This window comes from Hymenobacter plasmatis (genome assembly GCF_020711255.1).
Classification (GTDB): Bacteria; Bacteroidota; Bacteroidia; order Cytophagales; family Hymenobacteraceae; genus Hymenobacter.
Genome location: NZ_JAJFAW010000011.1, coordinates 71,993 through 97,186 on the forward strand (window position 1 = coordinate 71,993; position 25,194 = coordinate 97,186).

Consider the following 25,194-nt stretch of genomic DNA (forward strand, 5'->3'; position numbering starts at 1 on the left):
TTAAACAGCCTCTCCATTGATAGCAATGGTTTCCTTGAAGGCCAATTGACGTCGTTGACGTTATTTGGCCTTTGCTTTTGCGCGGAGGCCTGACAACGAAAAACTATCAACGGTCAACTATAATGATTAAAGCCCTGTTGGCCCTGGCCGTCGGCCTCACTTTGGTGTGGACGCTGAATTCAAAACAAGGGGACATTCCGCCGTTTGGCAAGCTGCTGAGCCCCTACCGCGGCTTCTGGCAAAACGGGGAGGCCGCGCACGACTTCCCGGCCCAGCAAACCCTGGCGTTGGCCGGGCTGCAGCAGCCCGTGACGGTGCGCTACGACGACCGCCGGGTGCCGCACGTGTTTGCCCAGAACGACCACGACCTGTACTTTGCCCAGGGCTACCTCACGGCCCGCGACCGGCTCTGGCAGATGGAGTTCCAGACGCACGTAGCCGCCGGCCGCCTGGCCGAAATCGTGGGCCCCGCCCGGCTGGAAACCGACCGGTTTTTCCGGCGCATGGGCCTGCCCTTCGGCGCCGCCAACTCCCTGAAAGTGATGATGGCCAACCCCACCACGCGCACCGTGCTGGAGTCGTATTCGGCTGGGGTGAATGCCTACATTGGCCAGCTAACGCCCGCCACCTTGCCCTTCGAGTACAAGCTACTCGACTACCGCCCCGAGCCCTGGCAGCCGCTGAAATGCGCGCTGCTGCTCAAGTTCATGGCCTGGGACCTGAGCGGCCGCACCGACGACCTGCGCATGAGCAACATCCTGCGCAAGTACGGCCCGGCCGTCACCAAAGACCTGTTTCCGGACTATCCCACCCGCGAAGACCCCATCGTGCCGGTGGGCACGCCGCTGGACTTCAAACCCCTGGCCGCGCCCCCCGTACCCCGGTCGTTTGAGGCGGCCTACGCGGCCAACCCGCTGCGCACTGAGCCCGATGCCGAGCTGGGCTCCAACAACTTCGCGGTGAGTGGGGCCAAGTCGGCCTCGGGTTACCCGCTGCTGGCCAACGACCCGCACCTGCAGCTCAATTTGCCCAGCATCTGGTACCAGATTCAGCTCAACGCGCCGGGTGTGAACGTGTACGGCGTCACCATTCCCGGGGCGCCCATGGTCATCATCGGCTTCAACGAGAACGCAGCCTGGGGCGTGACCAATGTGGCCGCCGACGTGCTCGACTTCTACCAGCTCAAGTTCAGGGACGCCACCCGCCGCGAGTATTGGCACGACGGCCGCTTGAAGCCCGTGCGCCGGGTGGTGGAGCGCATCAAGGTGCGCGGCCGGCCCGACCGGCTCGATACCGTGCTCTACACCCACCACGGCCCCGTGGTGTACGACAAGCCCGAGAAGCCTTTCCTGCCCCAGACGCCCATCGGCCACGCCATGCGCTGGACCGCCCACGACGGTGCCGACGAGATAATGACCTTGTACCGGCTCAACCGCGCCCGCAGCTACGCCGACTACACCGCCGCCCTCGCCTCCTGGGGCTCGCCGGCTCAGAATTTTATCTTCGCCGACAACGAGAAGGACATTGCCATCTGGCCCAACGGCCGCTACCCGCTGAAGTGGCACGACCAGGGCAAGTTCATTCTCGACGGCACCAACCCTGCCTACGACTGGCAGGGCTGGATTCCGCAGGCCCAGAACCCGCACGTGAAGAACCCGGCCCGCGGCTTCGTGAGCTCGGCCAACCAGTTTTCGGCCGGCCCCGACTACCCGTATTACCTGAACTGGACCTTCGCCAACTACGAGCGCGGCCACCGCATCAACCAGCGCCTCGCCGCCATGCGCCAGGTCACGCCCGACAGCCTGCGCCAGCTGCAAAATGATGTGCTGGACCTCAACGCCCAGCTCATGCTGCCCCGAATGCTGGCCTTGGTAACCAATGCGGGCACCAGCCCACCTGTCGATTCCCCCGAGGGCAAGGTGCTGGCCGAAATGCGCCGCTGGCCTTACCAGTACACCGCCGATGCCATTGGCCCCAGCGTATTCAACCTCTGGTACACCGACCTGGTGAAGCGCCTCTGGGATGATGACTTCGGACCCAAGGCCACCGGCCTGGAAATGCGCTACCCGGCCCGCGACCGCACCAACAACTTGATTCTAAACGAGCCCAACTCGCCGTGGATAGACGACCGCCGCACCGCCACCCACGAAACCCTGCCCCAGCTGGCCCTGCGAAGCCTGCGCTTCGCCACCGATTCGCTCACCCGCAAGTTTGGCCCCCTGGGCCCCAAATGGCGCTGGGCCAACCAGAAAAGCACCGATGTGCTGCACCTGCTGCAGCTCCCGGGCTTCGGGCAGATGGACGTGGACTGCGGCGGAGGCGCCGGCATCGTGAATGCCACCTCCGAGCGCAACGGCCCCTCCTGGCGCATGGTGGTGGCGCTGGGCCCGCAGGTGCGGGCTTACGGCGTGTACCCCGGCGGCCAAAGCGGCAACCCCGGCTCGCCTTACTATAACAACCTGCTGGAAACGTGGCGCGTGGGCCAGCTCGACGAGCTGGTGTTTCTGCGCTCGGCCCAGGAGCAGCACCCGCGGGTGCCCACGGCCTGGACACTGCAAGGCAAATAGCCGGGATTTCAGCTCAATTTCGGCTACTTATAATATCTAGCCTTCTATTCGTTGATTGGTTAATTTGCTACAGGTATAGCGCTTCCCGTAGAATCTTTCCTTTCTTATGAAAATGAAAAGCTCCCTGTCCGTTCGTTTCCCCAAGCGGGCCATTCTGGCTGCACTGCTGGCGGCCGCTGCGCTCGCCAGCCCGGCCGCCGCTCAAACCACTTCCCCGCAGGAAATCCCTCTAAAAACCATTGGCCGGGTGTACATCTCGGTAGAGCAGATGCCACAGCTGCCCACCGGGGGTGGCAACGAGGCCATCATTCAGACCATCCAAAGCAGCGCGGCTAAGTCCGGGATGCGGTTCGACAAAACGGCTAAGGGTACGGTGTACGCCACCGTCACCGTGGGGTCGGACGGGCAGCTGCGCGATGCCCGCATCGTGAAAGCCCTCGGGGGCGGCACGGATGAGGCCGTGCTGGCTGCCGTGAAGAAGCTGCCCCGCCTCGTGCCCGGCCGGCAAGCGGGGCAGCCCGTATCCGTGGCCCTTTCGCTGCCTGTGCCCTTTCCATTGCCAGCAGCCACGGTTTCGAAGGGAGAATAACCCTTCGAGCCTTCGTTACTGGTTACTGCATCAGTTACTAGCACACACTTAAACGCAAAAAAGCCGCTCCCAAGGAAGCGGCTTTTTTTATGAGTGTAGTTGCAGGCTATTTATTGCCCTTGTCCTTGTTATCGTCTTTGCTGGCGGCCAGCTGGCGCTTTTCGCCCCGCGGGCTCACGTCGTGGGCTTCGCCCTCGTGGTCATCGTCCATAGTGCGGCTGATGATAACGACCGCCACCGTGGCCAGCGCGGCAATGCCCAACACCATTTGAGTAGGAGTGAATCGTTGAGCGGCCTTGCGCAGCAACGTGCCGCCGTGCTTTAGCAGGTCATCCATGTGCTCGTGCTGGCCCTGGAACAGTACATAGTAAGCACTTTCGAAAGTACGCGCGAGGTCCTCGGGCATGATTTTTTCGAGCTGCTGTTCGATTTGGGATTCCATAAAGAAGGTATTGAAAGTAGGAGGTGAAAGGAGACAAGGCGTTGGCCTCGAAAACTGCTGTACGCAAAAGTTCGCGGGCGGGCTGCCTTTTCAGCTCACTTTCGTTGGAAATAGCGCTGCGCTACTGAATGACGAGTATTCGCGAGCCACTGCGCACCGCTTCGCGCACCTGGCAGTAGTAGGCACCGGCCGCCAGCCCGCTCAGGTCCACGGGAAGCTGCTGGGGGCCCCGGGGCAGCACGCGGTCCACGGCGCGGCGCACCTCCCGGCCCAGCGTATCGAGCAGCACAACTTGCACGTGGGCGCCGGTGCTCTCGTAAGCCACGGTGGCTATGCCATCACGCGCGGCGGGGTTGGGGAAGACGGTAAAATTGGCGGCTTCCGTGGCCGGAGTGGTGGCCAGGGCGCCCGCCCGTAGCACCGGCACGTAGGGGAAACTCTGGCCAAACAGCTGCGTGAGGGTGGCCGGCGCTACTTGAAACCAATCTTGCAGGATGCTGGTGTAGACGCTGCGAAAGTCGTACTGCATGGCAATGTTGTCGTTCACGCCGGCATTGGCCGGCAGCGTGGGGTTGGGCCCGTGCACGATGGGGTTCACCTTGGTGCCGAACACCAGCAGTGGGGCCGCGGCGCCGTGGTCGGTGCCGTAGCCGGAATTGGCCCGTATGCGGCGGCCGAACTCCGAGAACGTCATCCCCACCACCCGGTCTTGCACCGATAGGCGGCGCAAGTCATCCTGGAACGCATTCACGGCCTCCGCAATTTTGCCCAGCAGCGCGGCGTGGGTGCCGGTGCTGGTACTGCCCGTGGCCGGCACTTGCAGCGTGTGGGTATCGAAGCCCCCAAGCGTGCACACGTAAATGCGGGTGCTCAGGCCGCCGGCCACCAGCTGTGCCACAATCTTGAGCTGGTCGGCCAGCGTGTTTTGGCCCGCCGTGGGGTACAGCGGCGAGAGGTTCTGGGCGCGCCGGGCCGCCGCCTGAATGGTGGTGGTGTATACCTGCGTCTGGCTCACTACCTGGCGGATAAACGTGAGCTCGTGCCCGGCCGGGGTGTTGGGAGCGGCATCCACGCCGCCGCTCAGCAGCTGGTAGAACGACGAGGTATTGGCAATGGCCATGCCCATGTTCACGGTGGGCCCCTGCACGCAGTTGCTCACCACCGAGCCGATGCTGATGGCCAGCGGGTCGGGGCTCTGGGTGCTCGGGTAGCCCGTGGGGTAGCCGGGAAACTCGTCGTCGAGGTAGCGCCCGGCCCAGCCCGTGGTCAGGGTCACGTTCGAATCCGAACCCGACGTCCAGATGTCGGTGGCCCGGAAGTGCGAGAAGTTCGGGTTGGGGTAGCCCACGCTTTGCACCACGCCCACCTGGCCGTTCTGGTAGAGGTTGTGCAACGCCGCCATGGCCGGGTGAATGCCGGTGGCCGCCGTGAGCGGCAGCACGGCGTTCTGGGCCAGGGCAATATTGGGCCGCGCCGCCATCAGGGCCGGGTATTGGTCGAGGGGGATAATCATGTTCAGGCCATCGTTGCCGCCCTGCAGCTGAATGATGACCAGAACCTTGTCCGACTGAGTGGTGGCATTGGTGAGCGCGGCCAGCTCTGGCGAGTACCCGTAGGCGCCAATGGGCAGCCCGCTCAGCAGCGCAGCACCCGCCGTGGCAGCCGCCGTAGTTTGTAGAAATTCGCGACGTTTCATAATTGAGCTGTTGGCTGTGAGCTACTGTTGTTAGCGTCCATGAGTACCGCCGGCTTCAGCCCAAGGGGCAAGGCGTGAGCAGCCGATGGCTAACCGCTTTACATTAAGACAAATGGTACTCGGCCAGCCCCATCAGGGCGCGCAGCATGGCCTGCAGCTTGGTACTCACCGCGGCTTTTTTGGCCGTGTTGGTGGGTGCAGCCAGGAACTGCTGCCACTCCACGGTCCACTCAAAATCGGGCAGGCCCGGCAGCAGCGCCGACTTCAAGAAGGCCACCTGGCTGGCCGTGAGCGGAATGGGTACCATCAGCGCCACAAACTCGGCAATGAGCAGGTTGCAGTCCGACGCCGTGGCTGCCGGAAACGACTGCACCAGCGTCACCGGGTCAATCACGATTTTGGTGCTATTACGCGTGTAGCCGTTGGCAATTAACAGGTCTGTTACCTGGTTGCGGCGCGGCAGGGTCACGGCGTTTATCCACAGCTCGTGGTACTGCGGCGTCTGGTAGTAGGCGGCCCAGCCCGCCACGTTCGGCGGGTCGCCGAGGGTTTGCTGCTGCAGGCTGACCACCCCGTTGAGGTAGTTCCACATCCCGTATTGAGCCACCACGTTGGTAGCGGGCGGGAACGCCACCTGCATCTGCCGGCACAGGCCCACCGAGAAATCCAGGGGGCTTTTGATAAGGCAGCCCAGATTGGCTGTGTCAAAGAAATGTTCGGAACTGAGCAGCGTCCGTAGCACCGGCGCCACCTCAAAGTTGCTTTGCACCAACAGCGTAGCCAACGGCTGAATGATGTCCGTTTCCGTCTGCGCATCAATTACATAGTACACAAACCAGCGGTACAGCTTGCGCACCACGAAGCGCGCCGTTTCGGCCTGCTGAAAAATGAGGTTGATGAGGTCCTGGTACTCGGCCGCGCCATTGGCCGCGATGCGGGCGTTGCCAAAAGCGGCCGAAAAGACTTTGGTGGTGGCGTCGTGCCGGCTGGCCGTGAAGTAGCTGCCCACCGGCGTGCCTTGGTCGCGCCAGCCGGTGAGCACGCGGGCGGCGGCTTGCACGTCGGCCTCGGTGTAGTTGGTGTAGTTGCCCGGCCCAATGAGCGGGCCCTTGCCCACGGTGAAGAGCTCCAGCAGCTCGCGGCCGTAGTTCTCATTGGGGTTGCCGGCCGTGCTCTGGTTGCCGTTGAGGTAGCGCAGCATGGCGGGCGTCACGGTCACGTCTTTGGCCAGCTGCTTTAGGTTGCCCAAGGCGTGCTGGCGCAGCAGCCGGCAGTATTCGTAGCCCATGCGGGCGTCGTTGATGTCGCCGAACTCCACCACGAAGTGGTTGTGCCAGAACAGCGTCATCTTCTCTGCCAGCGACGTACCCTGGCCCAGTACCTGCCCCAGCCACCAATCGCGCAGCGAAGCCCGGCGGACGCCCTCAAAATTCTGGTCGAACGCCTGCGTGGTCCAGGTCTGGCCAATGGGCACGCTGGTGTCGGTGGCCGAAACGTTTAGGGGCGGCGCCGGCGCGCTCGGGGCCGTGAGCAGCCCATTGAGCACGGCCGTGAGGTTGGAACCAGCCGCTGCCAGAACCTCGGAGCGGGTGGGGCCAAACAGGCAACGGCGTAGCAGGTGGGCGGCCTGGGCATAGCCCCACGGCCCAGTATAAGTTGTGAGCGCACTCGTGCTCCGCGCCAGCCCAGTGGGCAGCACCTTATTGGCGTAGCGGCTAATGGTTTCGGGAGGCCCCGTTTCGGCGGGCATTGTAGCAGCCGCACCAAGCTGCGCGGCACCGGCCCTGACCGAAGACCGAACGGCAGCCGTGTTTCGTTGGATGAAAAGTCTACGGTTCATAAACAAGCACGAAAAAAGACCCCGAGCGACTCTAAATATACCAGAAACCAACCATCTCCTGCCCTAAACGTCAACCTCTTAGCAATGACTCCTAACTCTGGCAAGGGTTTAAGGCAAGGCCAAATATTGTTGGACCCAGCCCGCTGGTTTCGGGCAAGAAAAAAGCGCCCGACCGCTGGGGCCGGGCGCTTTGCCTGTTTCTATTGCGCTACTGGGCTTAGTCGGCCGTCTCGTTGGCCTCTTCGGCGGCGCGCACGCGGCCGGCTGCGTAGAAATTGCGGTGGTAATAGGGCTGGTTCAAGGAGCTTACCATCACACCGCCGTTGCAGGCCGAATGCGCAAACTTGCCGTCTTTCAAGTAAATACCTACGTGGTAGATGGGCCCACGGCCCCGGCGGAAAAACACCAAGTCGCCGGTTTTCATCTCGCTTTTGGCCACGTGCTTGGTGGTGGTGAACATGGAGCGCGACGAGCGCTGCAGCGTCACGCCATACACCTCGCGGAAGACGCGGGTCACAAAGCCCGAGCAATCGGTGCCGCGGCGCGTGTTGTTGCCGTAGCGGTAGGGCGTCCCTATCCAGTCGGTCACGGTGCGCAGCAGGTCCTTGTTTTCGTCGAAGGCCAGGCGCAGGCCCAGGGTCTGCGCGTAGTAGTGGTAGGCCAGCGAGTCGCGCGAGGCCGCCAGTTCGGCGGCAGTGGCGGGCTTGGTAGCGGGCGTATTGGCCGGTGCGGCGGCTGGCTCGGAAACTTCCGAAACCCGCTCGTTCATCATCAGGTCCGGAAACAGCGATGCTTCGGCTACGGCGGGTGCCGCAGTGGCACGAACCGTAATCGAAGCATCGGGGGCGCGTTCGAAGAAGAAGGAGAGAGCTAGCGAGCCAGCGGCGAGGCAATACAGAATGCTATTTTTCATTGTCCGTCGTTAGTGGTTGGGCAAAAATTCCGGGTTCCTGTTCAGGGGAGGAAAAGCCGGGCTAAGGGGTTTCTTAGGCGATAGGCAAGGCTTGGTGTAGCCGAGTGATGAGGTGAGAGAAAAGACTTTGTATCTAGTAATTCATATTCCTTATGAATTCCGACGTTGGGTAAAGCTAGCCCTAACTTCTGGTAAACTCGGCATTTTCACGCGGAAAAAGTCAAATATTCTTCTTTAAAACCAATTTAATCATAGTAAAATAGCTTATTATATAACAACTGTGTTGCCCCAACCCTCGTATCAGCTTGCCCGCAATATTTCTATACCTTGCTCCCATGCAGCCCATCAGAACCTGGACTAACTCCCCCCTTGCCCGGATTGCCCGCGCCGTGCTGCGCAGCCAGCGCGTGGCCATGGTCATTGGCCAGACGGTACACCTGAGCGGCGCCAACCGCGAACAGTTCCTCGCCGACGCCGAATGGGTCGCCCACGAGCTGGTGCACGTGCGCCAATACCAGGAACATGGCCTGGTACGCTTTCTTTGGAAATACCTCGTCGAGTCGGCCCGCGTGGGCTACTACCACAATAAGTATGAGGTGGAAGCCCGTGATGAAGCCCGGCGCGTGGTGCTGGCCGACCCAAACCATACCCTTCGCCCGCTGCCCAAGCATTCGCAGCCCAGGCCCGCCCAGAGCTAGCCAAGTGCCCTGTCCTAAAGACGGCCCTCCTCTCTACAGAGGTGGGCCGCTTGCTTATAGCACCCCAAATTTCAGAGCACTTATGCTGCCTCAGAAGGGGAGCCAGGAAGCTGCTCGCCGCGGCCCTACTCCTGCCCAAAACAGCCGCCAGCGCGGGCCAACGGGGCTATGACGGCAAGCGCGTTAAGCCCAAGAAGCAACGAGCTTCTTCCTGCTAAGCAGCCAGGTATAGAATTATGGTTAAGTTTTAAATTATTGAGTACTAGTGCAACATATGCTATAAAACTTACGAATAAAAGCCCGCGCAGCCCTTCTGCTGCGCACCCGTTTTCTCCTTCCTTTTCACCTATCATTTAGTTACTTTCACTATGGATAACCAACAAAACCAATCGGGCTCCCCAATGCCTGGTGACGACGTTCGCAACCAAAACGCAGGTAATACGACAGGTAGCACAAGCGCCGATGCATCCGGTACCGGCGCCAGCGGTTCGCGCAAATCGAGTTCGGCCCGCGGCGCCTCGGCCCAAGGCAGCACGGGAGGCCAGGCTGGCGACCAGCGCAACCAGGAAGGCGGCGCCCAGGGTGAAGGCCAGCCGGGCGATAAGATGCTCAATTCGGTGCTGGAAAGCGGCAAAAAATGGATTGAGGACTCTGGCGTGCTCAACAGCGTGAACCAGCTTCCTCAGAGCGTAAAAGAATGGGGCTCGCGGGCCGCTACCCGCGTCGGCGACCTGACCACGACCCAGAAAATTGTGGGCGGTGCCCTGTTGGCCGTTGGCCTTGGGTATCTGGCCACGCGCAAGGGCAAATCAGGCACGTCGGAGTCGCGCTACGACCGCCAGAGCAGCGGTAGCTACGGCCGCCGTTCCAGCTACGGCTACCAGGCGCCCGATGCATCTAACAGCCGCCGTACCACGGTAGGCAGCGGCCGTTCCGATAGCGGCTCGGCCTATGGCAACAGCGGCTCTGGCTATGGCAGCAGCGGCAACTACAACAGTGGCAGCAGCTACGGTTCGGGTGCCGGCTCCAGCAGCAGCGACCGCGGTAGCAGCAGCTACGGCTCCAACAGCGACCGCGGCGGTAACTTCGGCTCTAATAGCGACCGCGGCAACTACAGCTCCAGTGGCAGCACCACGGGCGGCAGTGGCTCAAGCAGCGGCTCCGGCTTTGGCTCCCCGTCTTCGGGCGGCGACTTTGGCTCGCGCACATCGGAGGAGAGCAGCTACCGTTCTAAACACGAAGATTTCCGCAGCATCGAATAGGCTTATTGCCTAAGGCATGAGTGCCAACAAAAAGCCCCGCTTCAGCTTGAAGCGGGGCTTTTTTTATGCAGCAGTGGCCTGCTAGATGTTCATGGCTGACTCGCGGCGGCGCATCTTGCCGGCCGGAATGCCGAACATCATCTTAAAGCGGCGGCAGAAGTACGCGGTGTCTTTGTAGCCCACTTCCTTGCCGATGTCGCGGATGCTTTTCTTCGTCGTGCGCAGCAGGAACACGGCGCGCTCCATGCGCTGGTATTCGATGTAATCCTGCGGGTTGATGTTGGTCAGCATCTTGAAGTACTGGCCCACGTAGTCTTCGCTCACGTTGGCCACGCCGCTCAGCACCTTGTTGCTGAGGTCGCCGCCCAGGTTCTCCTTGATGTAGTTGAACAGGTCGATGAGGCGCGGGTCCTTGAAGTAGGTGCTGTTGGTGGCCAGCTGCTCCACAAACATGTTGTTGCGCAGCACGTAGCGCACCACTTCCACCACGATGTTCTCGGTGTAGATGTTGATGAGGCGCTCGCGGCCGGGCAGGTCCTGCATGCTTTCTTCTACCACCTTAATCACCAGGTTGGCGAGCTTGGGCTGCCCGCTGATGAGGAAGGCGGGCACGTCGAGCGAGGCGAAAAAGTTCACCGAGTCAAACACTTTGGCCTCGAAGCTCACGAAGCTGTGGCTTTCGTCGGCGTCGCCAATCAGGTCGAGGTTGTCGTTGGAATGAAAGAACTTATCCTTGTTGGTGATGAGGTCGTCGTTGGTGATAACCCGATTCTTCTGGTCTACGCCGTAGCTCACGCGGGTGGGCCGGCCGCCGGGGATGAAGAGCATTTCGCCTTCCTCCACTACCGTTTCCTCGTCGCCAAAGGTGATATGGCCCTTGTGCAAGAGAATAAGGTTGTTGCCGACGTCGTAGGAATTCTTAACCGTGAAGGGCTGGTGCAAAACCAGGTTCTTGGCTTTGATGTACCGGACGCCTAGCGACTCAATGACTTTATTGTAATCTTCCATAATTCGAACTGCCGAAATGGCCTGTTGGAGGGTGCGGGTTGGGTAACTGGGTGGCTACCGCAGTGCAATATAACAGGTTGAAATTCACAAAAACTAAAAACCCAGCCAAATAGTGGCTGGGTTTTGTGCAATGAATCTGAATTTTAGGCAATTCGGCCCTTACTTGAGGATTTCCCGCGAAATCACAATTTTCTGAATTTCGGAAGTCCCCTCGTAAATCTGGGTAATCTTGGCGTCGCGCATAAAGCGTTCCACGTGGTATTCTTTCACAAAGCCGTAGCCACCATGAATCTGCACGGCTTCTACTGCCGAGTCCATCGCCACCTTAGAAGCAAACAGCTTGGCCATGGCACCAGACTTGGCGTAGTCGGCGCCGTTGTCCTTGTCGGCCGCGGCCTGCAGGCACAGCAGGCGCGCCGCGTCGATGTTGGTGGCCATATCGGCCAGCTTAAACTGAATGGCCTGGTGCTTGGCAATTTCGACTCCAAAGGCTTTGCGCTCCTTGGCGTACTTCAGGCTGAGCTCCAGCGAGCCGGAGGCAATGCCCAGGGCCTGCGCCGCAATACCAATGCGGCCACCGGCCAGCACCTGCATGGCAAACTTAAAGCCGAAGCCGTCGGCGCCGATGCGGTTCTCCTTGGGCACCTTCACGTCGGTGAACATCAGCGAGCAGGTGTCGGAGCCCCGGATGCCGAGTTTGTTCTCTTTGGGGCCCTGGATGAAGCCGGGCATGTCCTTGTCGACAATCAGCACGTTGATGCCGCGCGACTTCAGCTCGGGGTTGGTTTGGGCGATTACGAGGTATACCGAAGCGGTGGTGCCGTTGGTAATCCAGTTCTTGGTGCCGTTGAGCAGATAGTGGTCGCCTTTGTCTTCGGCTGTGGTACGCTGGCTGGTGGCGTCGGAGCCGGCTTCGGGCTCGCTCAGCGCGAAGGCGCCGATGATTTCGCCTGAGCACAGGCGCGGCAGGTATTTCTGCTTCTGCTCCTCGGTGCCGTACTTTTCCAGGCCCCAGCACACCAGCGAGTTGTTCACGCTCATGATAACCGAGCAGGAAGCATCCACCTTGCTGATTTCTTCCATGGCCAGCACGTAGCTCACGGTATCGAGGCCGCTGCCGCCGTAGTCGGGGCTTACCATCATGCCCATAAAACCCAGCTCGCCCATTTTCTTGACTTGCTCGGTGGGGAATTTCTGGTGCTCGTCGCGCTCGATGACCCCGGCCCACAACTCGCTCTGGGCAAAGTCACGGGCGGCGTCGCGCACGGCCAGCTGCTCTTCGGTCAGCTGGTAAATGTTGGTGGAAGTGGCGGTTTGCATGTACAGGGTGGGAATAGGGCGTTGAAAGGACAAAAGTACGCCCATCGCGCGGGGCGGGCAAGGTGCACCATTCCGGCATTGTGGCATTACCCAACAATCTGAAATCCAAAAGTTTTACGCGCCGCCACTCCATTCGGCCAGAAAAAACCTGCCGGCACGCCGCGGCGGCGCTGTTGCTTCAGCTCAACAATGCCGCGCCAAGCACGACTTTTATTCCTTTATGACGCTACGCCTCCTCAGTCGCTACGCGCTGGCCTTGCTTTTTGTGCTGGCCGGCACTTGGCATTTTGTGCACCCGGGCACTTATCTGGCCATTATGCTGCCGCAACTGCCGCAGCCCCTGGCGCTGGTGTACGTGAGCGGGGTTTTCGAAGTCCTGGGCGGGGTAGGCCTGCTGCTCCACCGCACCCGTCGCCTGGCGGGCTGGGGACTGCTGGCGCTGCTGGTAGCCGTGTTTCCGGCCAATCTGTACATGGCCCTGATTCACGAAAAGCTCGGCGTTCCGGGGTGGGTGGCCTGGGGCCGGCTGCCCCTGCAGCTTCCGCTGATGTGGTGGGTATGGCGGGTAAGCCGCCAACGGTAGCTGGACATTACCTTGTAGCCACTTTTCTACCGCCTTACCGCTTTTATGATTTCCATCCGTTCGACTGGCAGTGTCCTAGTCCTGCTGGTGCTGAGCTGCCTATCAGCTCAAGCGCAGTCCCAATCCGTAACCGTTCAGTCTACTGTCGTTCGTGCGGCAGGCGCTGAGGCTGCGTCACCGCTCACGCGTTACACCGCCGTGCGCGATTCGTTGATGCGGCGGGTGGATAGGGTCCATGCCCAGGCCGAGCTTCGGATGGCTTCTTTCAAGAGCACGCGCGGCTCATTCGGGGGGCTGCATCGCCGGGTCAGGAGCTACGATGCCACCACCGCCCCTTTTATCAGCGACACCGGGGTTCGGAGCGCCACCACTCACCTGGTCAAATCCCAGCTTACCAAGCAGCGCGACGGCATCGAACTGGAGAAAGTGCGGTATTATGACCCGAAAGGCCGCTTGGTACTCTCGGAGCAGTACGAGGGGCATCGCCTCACCCAGCTTGAGCTACTGGAGTACCCCGAGTTGTTGAACGTCCCCACTACCACATGGCTCTTGGTGCGCGGCGACTATATCATGCGCACTTCCAACCCCGATTCCATCACTAAAACCCCAAAGAAAATCAGCTACTATTTCAGCTACCGCCCCAATGCGGAGTAGGAAGGGCAGTTGAGCTGGACCTACTCCCAGCGCACGTCCAATAGCCGCAGCTGCACGCTGCGCTGGCCGCGGTACTCGTTTAGCTCAACTGTATAGCACGCACTGAACGGCTGGCCTAGCTCAATTTCCGTCAGGTAGTCGGCCAGGCCAAACCCGATGGCGTCCACGGCCGGCCCCGACGTATCGGCCGAGGCCAGGCGCAGCTTGAGGTGCCCCTGCCCTACCACCCGGGCGCTATTGGGCACGGCCACCAACCGCCGCGACGCAAACACGGGATTAGGGTTACCGGGCCCGAACGGCTCCATGCGGCGTAGCTCCGCAAAAAACTCTTCGTTGATGCGGCTCAGGGGCAGCGCCGCGGCCACTTCTACCGGCCGCACGAGGTGCTCGGTGGTAAGGGTATCGGCCACCACTTCTTCAAACCGCCGCTGGAAAGCCGGCACGTTTTCTACCTTCAAGGTGAGGCCGGCCGCGGCGCGGTGCCCGCCAAACTGGTCGAGCAGCGGGGCACAGGCTTCCAGCGCTTCGTGCACGTCGAACCCCGCCACGGAGCGGGCCGAGCCCGTGGCCTTGCCATCGCGCTGGGTCAGGATGACGGTGGGACGGTAATATTGGTCCAGGCAGCGCGAGGCCACGATGCCCAACACGCCCTGGTGCCAGTCGGACTTGTAGAGCACGGTGGCGCGGGCGTTTTGCAGCGTGGGGCTGCCGGCAATCATGTCCAGCGCCTCTTGGGTAGTGTGCTGGTCGGAGCCGCGACGCTGCTGGTTCATCTGGTCCACCACTTCGGCAGTGTAGCGGGCCTCCTGCTGGTCGGGCGCGAGCAGCATGGCCACGGCGCGGCGGGCATCGCCCATGCGCCCAGCGGCATTAATACGCGGCGCAAAGCCGAATATCAGGCTGCTGATGCCCAGCGGGCCCTCGCGCAGCGTGGCCAGCTCGCGCAGGGCCGCCAGGCCCGGCCGCAGCAAGTGGGCATCTTCGTTGAAGCGCCGCAGGCCGTGGGCGGCTAGGATGCGGTTTTCGCCGGTGATGGGCACGATGTCGGCCGCAATGCTCACCGTCACCAAATCCAGCAGATCGTGCAGCCGCGCCTCGGGCAGGCCCAGGCGTTCGCCCAACGCCTGCATCAGCTTGAAGCCCACCCCGCAGCCCGACAGCTCTTTGTACGGATACTCGCATTCGGCCCGCTTGGGGTCGAGTACTGCCACGGCAGCGGGCAACTCTTCGCCGGGCAGGTGGTGGTCGCAAATGATAAAGTCAACGCCCTGGCTGGTGGCGTAGGCCACCTGTGCCACGGCTTTGATGCCGCAGTCCAGCGCAACAATGAGCTGGAAGCCATTGGCCGCGGCAAAATCAATGGCCTTCTCGGAGATGCCGTAGCCTTCGGTGTAGCGGTCCGGGATGTAGTCGCGCAGCCGCTCCGCGCCGAAGAGCGGCGTGAGGTAGCTCACCACCGTGGCCACGGAGGTAATGCCGTCCACGTCGTAGTCGCCCAATACCAGCACCTTTTCGCCGGCGTGGTAAGCCTGCGTGAGGCGGGCTACGGCGCGGTCCATGTCGCGCATCAGCAGCGGGTTGGGCAGCTGGCGCAGGTCGGGGTGGAAAAAGGCCGCGGCGGCCTCGGGCGTATCAAGGCCCCGCTGCACCAGGAGGGCCGCTACTTCGGGGGCAATAAATAAGGCCTCGGTGAGGCTGTGGGCCTTATAGCGGTCCGGTTCGGGGATATAATTCCAGCGCTTACTAGCGGATATGGGCATCTGATACGTCGTAGAAATGGCCTCAAAAGTACGACCAAACCCCTCCCCGCGCCCGCCGGCTTATCTTTGGCACCCGGCTTTGCTACTGCCGTGCCCTATGCGTAAGCTGCAAGATTTTTACCGCAAATACCGCCAGTACATCCTCTCCGATGGGCTGATGTACGTGGTATTTATTCTGGCGCTGGCGCTAATGTTCGTGTTTTTCGGGTAAAGTACGCGGAGCCTTTAATGGCCTAGAACACGCCGTCTGTCATGCTGACACGGGAAGCATCTTATCCCCGCTGAACGAGTCGTTGAGCCGTGAGAAGGTGCTTCCTGCGTCAGCATGACAGACGTTCTTATTTAACTACACCCCATCACCCCGGAGCTTGCGGAACCGCTTGCGGGCTTCGGCCACATAGATGCTGCCGGGGTATTTGGTGATAACCTGGTTGTACAGCTCCTGGGCCTTGGCTTTGTCCTTCACGTCTTCCTCCTGAATGCGGGCCAGCAGGAACAGCGCATCGTCGCTGAGCACGTCGTACTTGGGATTGTTGGTGATGCGCTCCAGCGTGGCAATGGCCCCAGCAAAGTCGCCGGTGCGGCGCTGCAGCTGGGCCTTCAGATAATAGGTGTCGTCGGAAAGGGAGTGGCCGGGGAATTTTTCCAGCAGCATATCCAGGCCCGCAATGGCCTCCTTCAGCTTGTTCTGGAACACCAGCTGCTCCACCGCGGCGTAGGCCTTCAGCCCCAGGCCCAGCGTGTCCTCCACGGTGTTGTCCTGAATCAGCAGCGAGAGCTGCATGGCGTCGTTGGCAATTTCGCGGGTCGTGGCTTCCTTCAGAATATCAAGGTGGCTTTGCGCGAGCTTAAAGTCGCCGGCGTAGTAGCTCAGGCGGGCATTGCGCAGCTTGGCTTCGTAGCCCAACGGCGAGTCCTTGTGCGATTTCTCCACCTGCGAATACAGCAGCGTGGCTTCCCAGGGCTCGCCCTTCAGCAAATACAAGTCGCCTTGGGTCACTTTGGCTTCGTCTACCACCTCGTCGCTGGCGCGGGGCATGTCTATCACCTCCTGCAGCAGGCTCATGGCCTTGGCGCGGTCGTTGAGCTGAAAGGCATAAAGGTTGGCCAGGTTGCGCAGCACAGGAGCCGTATCGGGCGTGCGGCCCAATTCGGCCAGCAGTTGCTCATAGTCGCCGACGAGGGCGCGCACCTTGGCCTCATCCACGGGGTAGGTGTCGCGCACCTGCGCCTCCCGGGCCTGCAGCAGCCTCTGCCGGGCCACGTTGCCATACGGGCCGCTACGGTACTCCTTGGCCACGTAGGCGTAGCCGTCGATGGCGCTTTCGTAGTCCTTGTTTTGCTGGGCAATGGCCGCCAGCTCCATCACGCGGCTGCCTTCGGTGCGGGCGCGCCGGTCGAGGGCCCGGGCCTGCACCAGCGCCCCCGTGAAATCGTGGCGCTGCACCTGCAGCCACAGCAGCAGCTCGCTGTAGGCCGCCTGCTCGGGGTGCTCCTGCGTGGCCGCCAGCAGGAGCTTCTCCAACGCATCAAAGTCTTTTTCTTCGTGCAGGGCGTTTTGCAGCATGTTGCGCACAAAGGGCAGCTGCTTTTCGTCCTGGGCTACCAGGCGCAGCGTCTCGGCCAGCACCTGGGGCTGGTTCTGGCTTTGAGTATACAGCTGAATAAGCTGCGGGGCGTATTCGGTGTCGTTTTTGGCCAGCGCCCGGCCGCGCAGGTAGGTACGCTCGGCCCACTCGGGCAGCTCCCGGCGGCCAAACTCCGTGGCCACGGCCAGCACCTGCGCCGGCGTGAGCTGGCTAAGCACCTTTTGCCACTGCTTCTCGGCCGCGGGCGCATCGCCAGCCGCGGCGTACACCGCCCCGAGCGCTACGCCCGTAGTGGCATCTTCGGGGTGCAACTTCACGGCTTTGCGGGCCAGTTTTTCGGCGTCCTTGTAGCGTTTCAGGGCCTGCAAAGAGGCCAGGTACACTGGGAATACGGCGGGGCTGGTTTGCTCCTCAGCCGAGAGCTTCTCATACAGAAACACCACCTTTTCGTGCTCGCCACGGCGGGCGTAGTCCTCGGCTAGCGCGGCCCCGCTCACCGGCGCCCACGGCTTGGAGGGCTCTTGGGCCAGCGCCGGAATGGCCAGAAGGAAAGCGGCGGCTACAACGAGAGAATGCGGACGCATGAGTTCAGGAGCAGTTTCACGCAGAAGTGGCAGAAGGCCCGGTTTGGGGCGCTTCGTGTCAACGCAAAACCTCAGGGGATGGTGCGTTTGATTTCAGGGCATTTGCAGCAGGCCCCAAAAAACAAAAAGGGCCGCTCCCGAAGGTACGGCCCTTTTCAAATTTGTGGATTGACGTCCTAGAAAAACTTCGTGCGGCTGTCTTTCACGTTGGCGTGGGCCTTGATGGCCTCGTAAATCTTGCCGTCCTGCTGCTGGGCGCGCTGCTGCGCTAGCTGCTGCTGCACGGCTTTCAGGTTGGTGTTGGGCGTGGCGGGCGGGGTCACGCTCACCGGCTCAACCACCAGCACGCCTTGCTCGCCCTGAATGGGGGCCGACTTCTGGCCGGGCTTCAAGGCAAACGCTTTGCCCACCGCCAAGGGCTCGAAACCCACGTTGGTAAGGTTGCCCTGGCCCATCACTACGTCGGCGGCGGTGCCAACCTGGGCCGTGGGGCCGTACTTGGAGGCCATTTCCTCCAGCGTACCCGCCTTCGGCAGCTTGGCCATGATTTGCTTGGCCTTCTCCTCGTTGCGCACCAGCGCCGACAGCTCGGGCTTCAGGTTGGTTACCGTGGCGGTGCCTTTGGCGCGCTCGTCGGTGAGGGCGGCAATCACGTACTGGTCGCCCATCTCGTATACTTCCGAGATGTCGCCCACTTTGGTTTCGGCACCGTTCTGGTTAAAGCCGAAGGCCCAACGCACCAGCTCACGCGCGTTCTGCAGGTTGTTGACGGTGCGAGCGCTGCGGTCCAGGTTTTTGGCCTCCTGCTTTACCAGGGTCTTGTCCTTGGTCACCAGCTTGCGGAAGCTCTCCAGGTCGGTGGCTTCACCTTTCAGCTGCTGCGCCTTGGCATAAGCAGCTTCGCGGGTAGCATCGCTGGGGGTAATGCTCTTCTTCACCTCGGCCACCTGATAGGTTTGCTTGGTAGGAGCTGCCGTGATTTTGATAACGTGGTAGCCAAACGAGGTTTCCACCACGTTGGGGAGCAGGCCGGGAGCGGTGGCGCCGAAAATAGCTTTTTCGAACTCGGGCACCATGCGGCCTTGGCCAAACCAGCCCAAGTCGCCGCCCTGTTCCTTGGTGCCGTCGGTACCGAACTGACGGGCCAAGGCGGCGAAGTCGGCGCCGGCTTTGATTTTGTTGAGGATGTCCTGGGCCTTGGCTTTCGCGGCGGCTTTGGCTTCGGGCGTGGTGCCTTCGGGCTTGATGAGGATGTGGCTGGCGCGGGCTGCGGCCTGCTTGCCGGTGCTCACCCCGGTTACCTTATACAGCGAATACGTGCCGTTTTCAGCGTAAGGGCCGTACACTTTGCCTTGAGCCAGGGGCAGCTGCTTGCGCAGTTGCTCGGGCAGGTCGGCGGGGCTGCGGAACGCCTTGTTGTAGGGCTGCTCCGAATTCTGCATCACAAACAACGAGTCGACCGGGGCCGAGGCAAACTGCGTGGCCAACTCCGCAATGGAAGTCTTTACGGAAGCGCTGTCCTCTTTCGAGGGCACTACCGGGATGGTGATGTACTCCACCGAGCGGCCGTCTTCTACTTTGTACTTGCTCTGGTTCTTGTCGAGGTAAGCCTGCAGCTGGGCGTCGGTCACTTTCACGGCCGAGTCGGAAATGCTGGCGTAGGGCACGAACAGGTACTTCACCGTGGCCTTGGTGCCTTGCGAAGTGTCGTAGCGCTTGGCTTCGGCAGTGGTCACGTACACCGAGTTTTTCAGCAGGGCGTTGTACTTGTTGGCCAGGCGCTCGGCGGGGAGGTTGGCTTCGAAGTTGTGCCAGGCGGCTTGGTTTTCGGGAGGCAGCTTGTCGAGGTTTTTCAGGTACTCAATCAGCCGGGCCTTGTCGAACTGGCCCGTCTTCTGGTCGGTAAAGGCCTGCTTGATGCCGCTGTTGATGTTGTCGCCCTGCACCATGTCCACCAACTCGTCGTCCGATACGGTCAGGCCCAGTTTCTCCCACTCGGGCTGAAAAGCCAGGCGGTAGATGGTCTGGTTCCAGGCCTGGTCGCGCAGGTAACCGAGGGCTTGCTCGTCGGGCTGGCGCTGCTGCTGGGCGATAAACGCTTGCTTGGCTTGCTCGAGGGCGTTGTTGTAATCGGCCAGCTCCACTTTTTGGCCAGCCACCTCGCCTACTACTTGGTCGTTGCGGTTGAAAAGCCGGTTTTTGCCGCCTACCAGGTCGCCGCCCACAATAAAGAGCAGCATGCCGACGGCCACAAGGCCTACCGCTACGCCTGATTTTTCTCGAATCGTGTTAATTAAAGCCATTTACTTGTCAAAGGAATCGAAGTCTTGAGTGGGTCAAAAGAGGCGCAAAATAACCAGAATTTGGCCGGCTATCAAAGTTTTAACTGATTTTAAGTCCCGAAGCGCCGCGGTTAAAACCTCCCGGTTGTGAATTAGCCCAACGCTAGGGCCGCAGCCAGTGGCATGGGCAAGCCGGAGCTAGCGGCGTTTCTTGGTCGATTTAGCGGGGGTTTTGGCGCGGGCCTGCTTGGCCAGCCGGGCCTCTTCCTCGGCTACTTTAGCGGCCACCCGCTCCTGCTGCCGCCAATAGAGCAGGGGCATCCAGCAGAGCATCGACACCATGAAAATCCAGTAGTTGGCCGCCAGGTCGTTGAACAGTATTGTCTGATAGATGCCGATAACCAGCGCCACCACGCCCACGGCGAAAAGGACGGTGCGCAGAAGGGATTTGTCGAAAGTCATAGGAGTAATGGTAAGGGTGGGCTACCTGGCAAACCCAAATCCTGGGCCTTGGGTGCCGACGCGGTGGCCCTACTTCGGAGCCGGAGTGGCTTGTGAGGGCGCCGTAGCGGCCGGAGCCGGCGCCACCGCGGGCGCCGCAAACACGCCTTCCGGGCGAAGAATCCGGTACCGCGAGAAGTTCTGGTTCGCCGTCAGGCCGTAGCCGGTCAGGTATTCCGTGGGCGTGGTCACCTTCACAAACATGGCGGAATCGGTGTAAATCAACGCCTTATTCTTATCATAAAACAGCTCCTCGGTGTTCATGCGCTGTTCTTGCGGCACGTTTACCACCTCCACGGCGCCGCGCATGGTATACAGGTTCTTGGCCTTTTCGAATTTGGCGTACTTGGCCGTCAGCGTGTTTATCACGTGCTTCAGGCCATCGGCCGAATAAAACGTGACCACCGCTCCCTTGGGGTAGAGAATGTCGCCATTCTCAAACTGCTGCTCCAGCGGCGCGGTGAGCTGAAACTTGAGCTTGGCCGAGTCGCTGACCAGTGTCAGCACGTTGGTGGTTTCCATCAGCGGGCCGGTGTACACCAGCCGGGGGCCCGTGGCAGCTTTCTTGTCGCAGCCCGCTAGGCCCAACAGGGCGAGCAATACTGCGCTTCCCGCCGCGTGCCTGAGTCCGTACAATTCGATGAAGCCGTTAAAAGCCGTGAGTTATTGCAAGCGCCGCTTGATAAACCAGCGGTTGTTGAGCGTGATGCCCAGCTGCCCGCGGATGTAGCTTTCCTGCACGTTGCTGGTGCCGGTGCTCGCGTTGAGAATGTCGGTGTTGCCGCGCACGCCGTACGTAAAGCCCAGGCTGAACGTAGTGGCTTCCAGCGGCGTGGCCGTGGGCAGCGGGAACGCAAAACCCCAGCTCACGGCGCGGTCATACAGCATCTTGCCGCCCGGCTGATACGGAAGCTGCGCCATGCTCAGGCCGGCGCGGTACGTCACGCGGCGGAAGTAATGGTCGACCGACGCCGGCTCCGGCGTCAGCTCACCGCCGAGGGCCACGCGCACCGTGTTGTTCAGGGGCGTGCCTTTGTCGCCAAAGCTGGTGAACTTCGACCACTGCTGTTGCGACGCATCGGCGTTGATGCTCCAGTTCTTGTCGTTGTCGAAGCTGATGCCGACCTGGGCCAGTGTGGGCACGTAGGTGCTGCCGCGCACGTCGCTTACGGGCGTTGCCGTGCCGATGAGCGTTCCGTCGAGGTTTTCCTGCTCCTGGGTTTTCACTTGTTGCCCGTTCAGGTTGTGCCCGAAGCTGTACACGCCGGCCAGGTTCATGCTCAGGTCTTTGCCCACCTTCTGGCGGTAGTGCGCCCCGGCCCGGAAAGCGAAGTCCGAATAGCGGGTGTGCGTCCGGTTCACCGAATTCACCAACTGGTCGGTGCTATTGGCAATCTGGATGGTGGTGCCGGTGGTCTCGTCCACCACGCCAAACATGTAGGAAGCCGTGAGGCCCACCGTAAACGCTTTGGTGATGCGGAAACCCTGGCCAAAATAGGCCTCCGAGACGCCGCCCGTGCCCTTGTACTGCTTCAGTACCTGAGTAAGCACCGGCGTGCCCGCAACTTCCTGGATGGTGTTCGACTCGTAATCGACGGCGCTCACCGGCTTCAGGCCTACGGCCGCGCCCCACTTGCTGCTCAGGGGCACCGACAAGGCAAAGTAGCCCAGGTTGGCGCTGCCGCTGCGGCTGGAGGAGCTGGCGTTTTTCACGGTCTTGTACTGCCCGTTGTAGCCTGCCTCAAACGTGGTGCGGCCCGTGTAGTACAGCAAGGCCGGATTCAATTCGTTCACATTGACCGCGTTAGGCGCAGCCAGACCCGCTCCGCCCATGCCCATCTGGCGCACGCCGCCGGTGTTGGCGTTGAACTCGCCCAGCCCAATGCGGGAGTACGGCGAGTTGCCCAGGCCCTGCGCCTGCGCGCTTCCCACTCCCAACACCGCCACGCCCGCCAGCACCAGACCCAAACGCAGGCGCACCATCTCTTTATTTGACAACATGATAAGCTAAAATCCGATTAAGGCCGAGCAGCACCAGCTCAGGCACAACAAAGATACGAGCCGGGAGCCGGGCCGCCAGAAAAGCCGCGTCGCCCCCCGTGAGCAGCACACCCAGCCCCGGGTAGCGCTGCTGATACTGAGCCACGAAGCCCATGATTTCGGCCACGGTGCCGTTCACCACGCCACTCAACAGGCTCCCCGTAGTGGAGTCGCCCGTGAGCGGAATCGTTGCATCGGGCGCCGGCAGCTCCAACAGCGGCAGCCGCCCCGTGAATGCGTGCAAGGCCCGAAACCGCATGCCCAAGCCCGGCCCAATGCTGCCGCCGTGGTAGGTGCCGTCAGCCGTTACCAGGTCGCATTTCAGGGCCGTGCCCGCATCGACGATAAGCGTGGGCTGCCCCGGCCGCAGCCCAGCCGCGCCCACTGCCGCGGCCAGCCGGTCGGCGCCCAGCGTGTGCGGGGTGGCGTAAGCGTTCCGCAACGGAATGGCCGTGGTGGCCGGCGAAAAAGTCAGCAGCTCGCCCGGCACCAGCGCCCGCAGCTCGTCGGCCCGCAGCGCGGCATCTTCGGCTACAGAGGCGACAATGACGTGCTGCGGCTGCCACTGCGTTACCATTTCCCGCACCTGCCCCGCCGTGAGACCAGTAGCCATTTCCCGCAAAGTTGAGCCATCAAAGCAGCCGGCTTTCACCGCGGTATTGCCAATGTCGAGCGCGAGGGTATGCATTTAATAAATTGAGCTACTACAAAACAGAACGTCATGTTGAGCTGGCCGAAGCATCTTGCTCGCGGTAGTAATCAAATTACTTCCCCGGTAAAGATGCCTCGGCCAGCTCAACATGACGTTCTAATTCTAGTCAGAAAGCCTGCTCGTTGATTACAAGAAATACTTCAAGCGAATAACTTCCTGCTCGCTCAAGAAGCGCCACTTGCCACGGGGCAGGTCCTTCTTGGTGAGGCCGGCGTACTGCACGCGGTCCAGAGCTACCACTTCGTAGCCGAGGTGCTCGAAGATGCGGCGCACAATGCGATTCCGCCCAATGTGGATTTCGATGCCTACAAAGTGCGGGTTGCCGGCCACTACGGCCACGTCGTCCACTACGGCTTTGCCGTCTTCCAGCTCCACGCCTTCGGCAATCTTGCGCAGGTCGTCTTCGGACAGGGGCTGGCTCAGCTCAACCTGGTAGATTTTCTTGTTTTTGTGCGAGGGGTGCGACAGCTTCTGGGCTACTTCGCCATCGTTGGTGAACAGCAGCAGGCCCGTGGTGTTGCGGTCGAGCCGGCCCACCGGGAAAATCCGCTCTTTCGAGGCGCTGGCCACCAGCTCCATCACCGTACGGCGGCCTTCGGGGTCTTCCGTGGTCGTGATGAAGTCCTTGGGCTTGTTGAGCAGCACATACACCGACTTCTCGCGGTTGAGGTTGGTCTTGCCGTACTGCACGGTGTCGGTGGGCTGCACTTTGTAGCCCATTTCCGTCACCACTTCGCCGTTCACCTTGATTTCGCCGGCGGCAATCAGTGCGTCGGCTTCGCGGCGCGAGCAGATGCCGGCGTTGGCGATGTAGCGGTTCAGGCGCAGCTCGTCGGTGCCGAAGTCTTCGTCCTCCTCCCGGCGGCGCTTGTTGCCGCGGGTTTTGTCGTTTTCGTAGTGCTTGAGGTTCTTGTAGTCGGGCGCCTCGCCGGGCCGCTCGCCGTAGCGGGGCTTGTCGGCGCGGTTGTCCTGCACTACCGGGCGGGCGGCGCGGGGCTTGTCGACGCTGGCACCGTAGCCGGTACCCGAGCGGCGCACGCTACGCTCCTGCGCTTTCAGGGCCTCGCGGCGCTCGGCAAAGCTGCCGGGCGCGGGCGTCCACTTCTCGGTGCTGCGCTTCTCGTAACCTCCGGGGCGCTCCCCAGTGCTGCGGCTGGCGCCGAAGGTGGCGTTCTCGCGCTTGCCAAAAGCACCGGGCGTGAACTTCCGGCCGAAGGCAGCTTCATCACCCCGACGGTCGGCATCGCTGCCGCCGGCGAAGTCACCCCGCGGGCCACGCTCTTCGCGGGCCTGCGGCGGATTGGCTTCGAACGGACGTGCCGAACGGATGGGGCGGTTGGGCCCGCGCTCCTCGCTGCGCTGGAAATCTTCCGGCTCGCGGGGCGTGCTGCGGCCAAAGCTGCCGCCGCTGCGGGGGGCGCTGGTTTCGCTGGGCTCGTTGGGGTTTTGCTTTTGGAACTTGCGGTTGCGCTCGCCGGGCAAGCCACGGGGCACGGCCTTCTCGCCTTCGCGACGGTAAGGCTGGCCGTTCCAGTTCTCCTTGGGCTGATACTCGCGGATGGGACGCGCCGGGGCCGAAGCCGGGCCGCGCTGCTCGCCGCGGTCACTGCCGAAGCTGCCGCGCTCACTGCGCTCGGGGCGCGGCTCGGCGGTACGGCCGTAGCTGGTGCCGGTGCGCTGCTCTTTACCTAAGCGCGGACGCTCACTGCGCTCGGGCCGGTCGCCGCCGGGGCGGAAGCCACCTTGCTCGCGCTGGCCGTATTCTTTGTTGCCGAAGCTCTTGCCGCCAAAGCCTTTGTTAAAGCCGCCTTCGCGGTTGCCCCCACCGGCTCCGCCGTAGGTGCGCTTCTCGCCATCGCCAAAGCTCCGGCCGCCACCAAAGGCCCCGTTGGACGGGCGGCCAAAGGCGCCGTTAGTAGCCGGGCGCCCGAAAGCACCGTTGGTAGCCGGACGGCCATTGCCGGGCCGGGCCGAAGAGTATCCGCCGCGGTCGCCGCCACGGTCACGGTCGCCGCCGCGGCCTGCTGGGCCACCGGCGTTCGAACGCTCGCTCTTGCCACCGCCGAAGCCGCCCGGGCCGCCTGCATTGCGGCCGCCGCGACGGTCCGCTTTATCGTCTGAAAAATGTTTCTTGCCCATGGGGAAAAGTTGCTT

20 protein-coding genes are annotated in these 25,194 nt (G+C 61.9%); 6 read left to right on the forward strand and 14 right to left on the reverse strand.

Features of this window, described 5'->3' with window-relative positions:
* Nucleotides 1-122: 122 nt before the first annotated feature.
* Entirely contained in the window at nt 123-2,567 is a 2,445-nt protein-coding gene (locus LJ738_RS09965; RefSeq protein WP_227786174.1) for a penicillin acylase family protein, read from the forward strand.
* Nucleotides 2,568-2,679: 112 nt separating this feature from the next.
* On the forward strand, nt 2,680-3,156 hold the full coding sequence (locus LJ738_RS09970; RefSeq protein ID WP_227786175.1) for an energy transducer TonB: 477 nt from the start codon (nt 2,680-2,682) through the stop codon (nt 3,154-3,156).
* Nucleotides 3,157-3,262: 106 nt separating this feature from the next.
* On the opposite strand, the gene LJ738_RS09975 is transcribed toward LJ738_RS09970, so the two are convergent.
* From LJ738_RS09975 to LJ738_RS09990, 4 genes are all read right to left on the reverse strand, one after another.
* Entirely contained in the window at nt 3,263-3,598 is a 336-nt protein-coding gene (locus LJ738_RS09975; RefSeq protein WP_227786176.1) for a hypothetical protein, read from the reverse strand.
* 121 nt (nt 3,599-3,719) lie between these two features.
* Nucleotides 3,720-5,294, reverse strand: a complete 1,575-nt coding sequence (locus LJ738_RS09980) for a DUF1501 domain-containing protein (RefSeq protein WP_227786177.1) — start codon at nt 5,292-5,294, stop codon at nt 3,720-3,722.
* Nucleotides 5,295-5,397: 103 nt separating this feature from the next.
* Nucleotides 5,398-7,134: a DUF1800 domain-containing protein gene (locus LJ738_RS09985; protein ID WP_227786178.1), complete on the reverse strand. Its 1,737-nt coding sequence runs from the start codon at nt 7,132-7,134 to the stop codon at nt 5,398-5,400.
* 217 nt (nt 7,135-7,351) lie between these two features.
* Nucleotides 7,352-8,047: a C40 family peptidase gene (locus LJ738_RS09990; RefSeq protein ID WP_227786179.1), complete on the reverse strand. Its 696-nt coding sequence runs from the start codon at nt 8,045-8,047 to the stop codon at nt 7,352-7,354.
* A gap of 335 nt (nt 8,048-8,382) precedes the next feature.
* Here LJ738_RS09990 and LJ738_RS09995 point away from each other — a divergent pair, with 335 nt between their 5' ends.
* On the forward strand, nt 8,383-8,745 hold the full coding sequence (locus tag LJ738_RS09995) for an eCIS core domain-containing protein (RefSeq protein WP_227786180.1): 363 nt from the start codon (nt 8,383-8,385) through the stop codon (nt 8,743-8,745).
* A 368-nt stretch (nt 8,746-9,113) separates the two neighbouring features.
* Nucleotides 9,114-10,007, forward strand: coding sequence for a hypothetical protein (locus tag LJ738_RS10000; protein ID WP_227786181.1), 894 nt, complete (start codon nt 9,114-9,116; stop codon nt 10,005-10,007).
* Nucleotides 10,008-10,088: 81 nt separating this feature from the next.
* Here the strand turns inward: LJ738_RS10000 and LJ738_RS10005 are convergent, their stop codons facing one another.
* Both LJ738_RS10005 and LJ738_RS10010 read right to left on the reverse strand, forming a co-directional pair.
* The gene (locus tag LJ738_RS10005; RefSeq protein WP_068190402.1) at nt 10,089-11,015 is read right to left on the reverse strand and encodes a helix-turn-helix domain-containing protein; all 927 of its coding nucleotides are present in this window, start codon (nt 11,013-11,015) and stop codon (nt 10,089-10,091) included.
* Nucleotides 11,016-11,174: 159 nt separating this feature from the next.
* A complete protein-coding gene (locus LJ738_RS10010) occupies nt 11,175-12,335 on the reverse strand; it encodes an acyl-CoA dehydrogenase (RefSeq protein ID WP_227786182.1) in 1,161 nt (386 codons plus the stop codon).
* Nucleotides 12,336-12,555: 220 nt separating this feature from the next.
* Between LJ738_RS10010 and LJ738_RS10015 the strand changes: the two genes are divergently transcribed.
* Both LJ738_RS10015 and LJ738_RS10020 read left to right on the forward strand, forming a co-directional pair.
* Nucleotides 12,556-12,918, forward strand: coding sequence for a DoxX family protein (locus LJ738_RS10015; RefSeq protein ID WP_227786183.1), 363 nt, complete (start codon nt 12,556-12,558; stop codon nt 12,916-12,918).
* 45 nt (nt 12,919-12,963) lie between these two features.
* Complete coding sequence (locus LJ738_RS10020; RefSeq protein ID WP_227786184.1) at nt 12,964-13,572, forward strand: hypothetical protein; 609 nt, start codon at nt 12,964-12,966, stop codon at nt 13,570-13,572.
* 20 nt (nt 13,573-13,592) lie between these two features.
* On the opposite strand, the gene recJ is transcribed toward LJ738_RS10020, so the two are convergent.
* The 8 genes from recJ to LJ738_RS10060 form a co-directional block, all read right to left on the reverse strand.
* The gene (gene recJ / locus LJ738_RS10025) at nt 13,593-15,332 is read right to left on the reverse strand and encodes a single-stranded-DNA-specific exonuclease RecJ (protein WP_227786185.1); all 1,740 of its coding nucleotides are present in this window, start codon (nt 15,330-15,332) and stop codon (nt 13,593-13,595) included.
* A gap of 346 nt (nt 15,333-15,678) precedes the next feature.
* On the reverse strand, nt 15,679-17,505 hold the full coding sequence (locus LJ738_RS10030) for a tetratricopeptide repeat protein (RefSeq protein WP_227786186.1): 1,827 nt from the start codon (nt 17,503-17,505) through the stop codon (nt 15,679-15,681).
* Between the two features lie 176 nt (nt 17,506-17,681).
* Nucleotides 17,682-19,808 (reverse strand): peptidylprolyl isomerase, encoded by a 2,127-nt coding sequence (locus LJ738_RS10035; RefSeq protein ID WP_227786187.1) that lies wholly within the window; start codon nt 19,806-19,808, stop codon nt 17,682-17,684.
* A gap of 177 nt (nt 19,809-19,985) precedes the next feature.
* Complete coding sequence (locus tag LJ738_RS10040; protein WP_068190423.1) at nt 19,986-20,249, reverse strand: hypothetical protein; 264 nt, start codon at nt 20,247-20,249, stop codon at nt 19,986-19,988.
* A 69-nt stretch (nt 20,250-20,318) separates the two neighbouring features.
* A complete protein-coding gene (lptC, locus tag LJ738_RS10045) occupies nt 20,319-20,888 on the reverse strand; it encodes an LPS export ABC transporter periplasmic protein LptC (protein ID WP_227786188.1) in 570 nt (189 codons plus the stop codon).
* 63 nt (nt 20,889-20,951) lie between these two features.
* The gene (gene bamG, locus LJ738_RS10050; RefSeq protein ID WP_227786189.1) at nt 20,952-22,289 is read right to left on the reverse strand and encodes a BamG family beta-barrel-assembly machinery protein; all 1,338 of its coding nucleotides are present in this window, start codon (nt 22,287-22,289) and stop codon (nt 20,952-20,954) included.
* Nucleotides 22,276-23,016, reverse strand: a complete 741-nt coding sequence (locus LJ738_RS10055; protein WP_227786190.1) for a type III pantothenate kinase — start codon at nt 23,014-23,016, stop codon at nt 22,276-22,278. Before LJ738_RS10055 ends, bamG begins: the two co-directional genes overlap by 14 nt.
* 150 nt (nt 23,017-23,166) lie before the next feature.
* The gene (locus LJ738_RS10060; protein ID WP_227786191.1) at nt 23,167-25,179 is read right to left on the reverse strand and encodes a pseudouridine synthase; all 2,013 of its coding nucleotides are present in this window, start codon (nt 25,177-25,179) and stop codon (nt 23,167-23,169) included.
* Nucleotides 25,180-25,194: the final 15 nt, after the last annotated feature.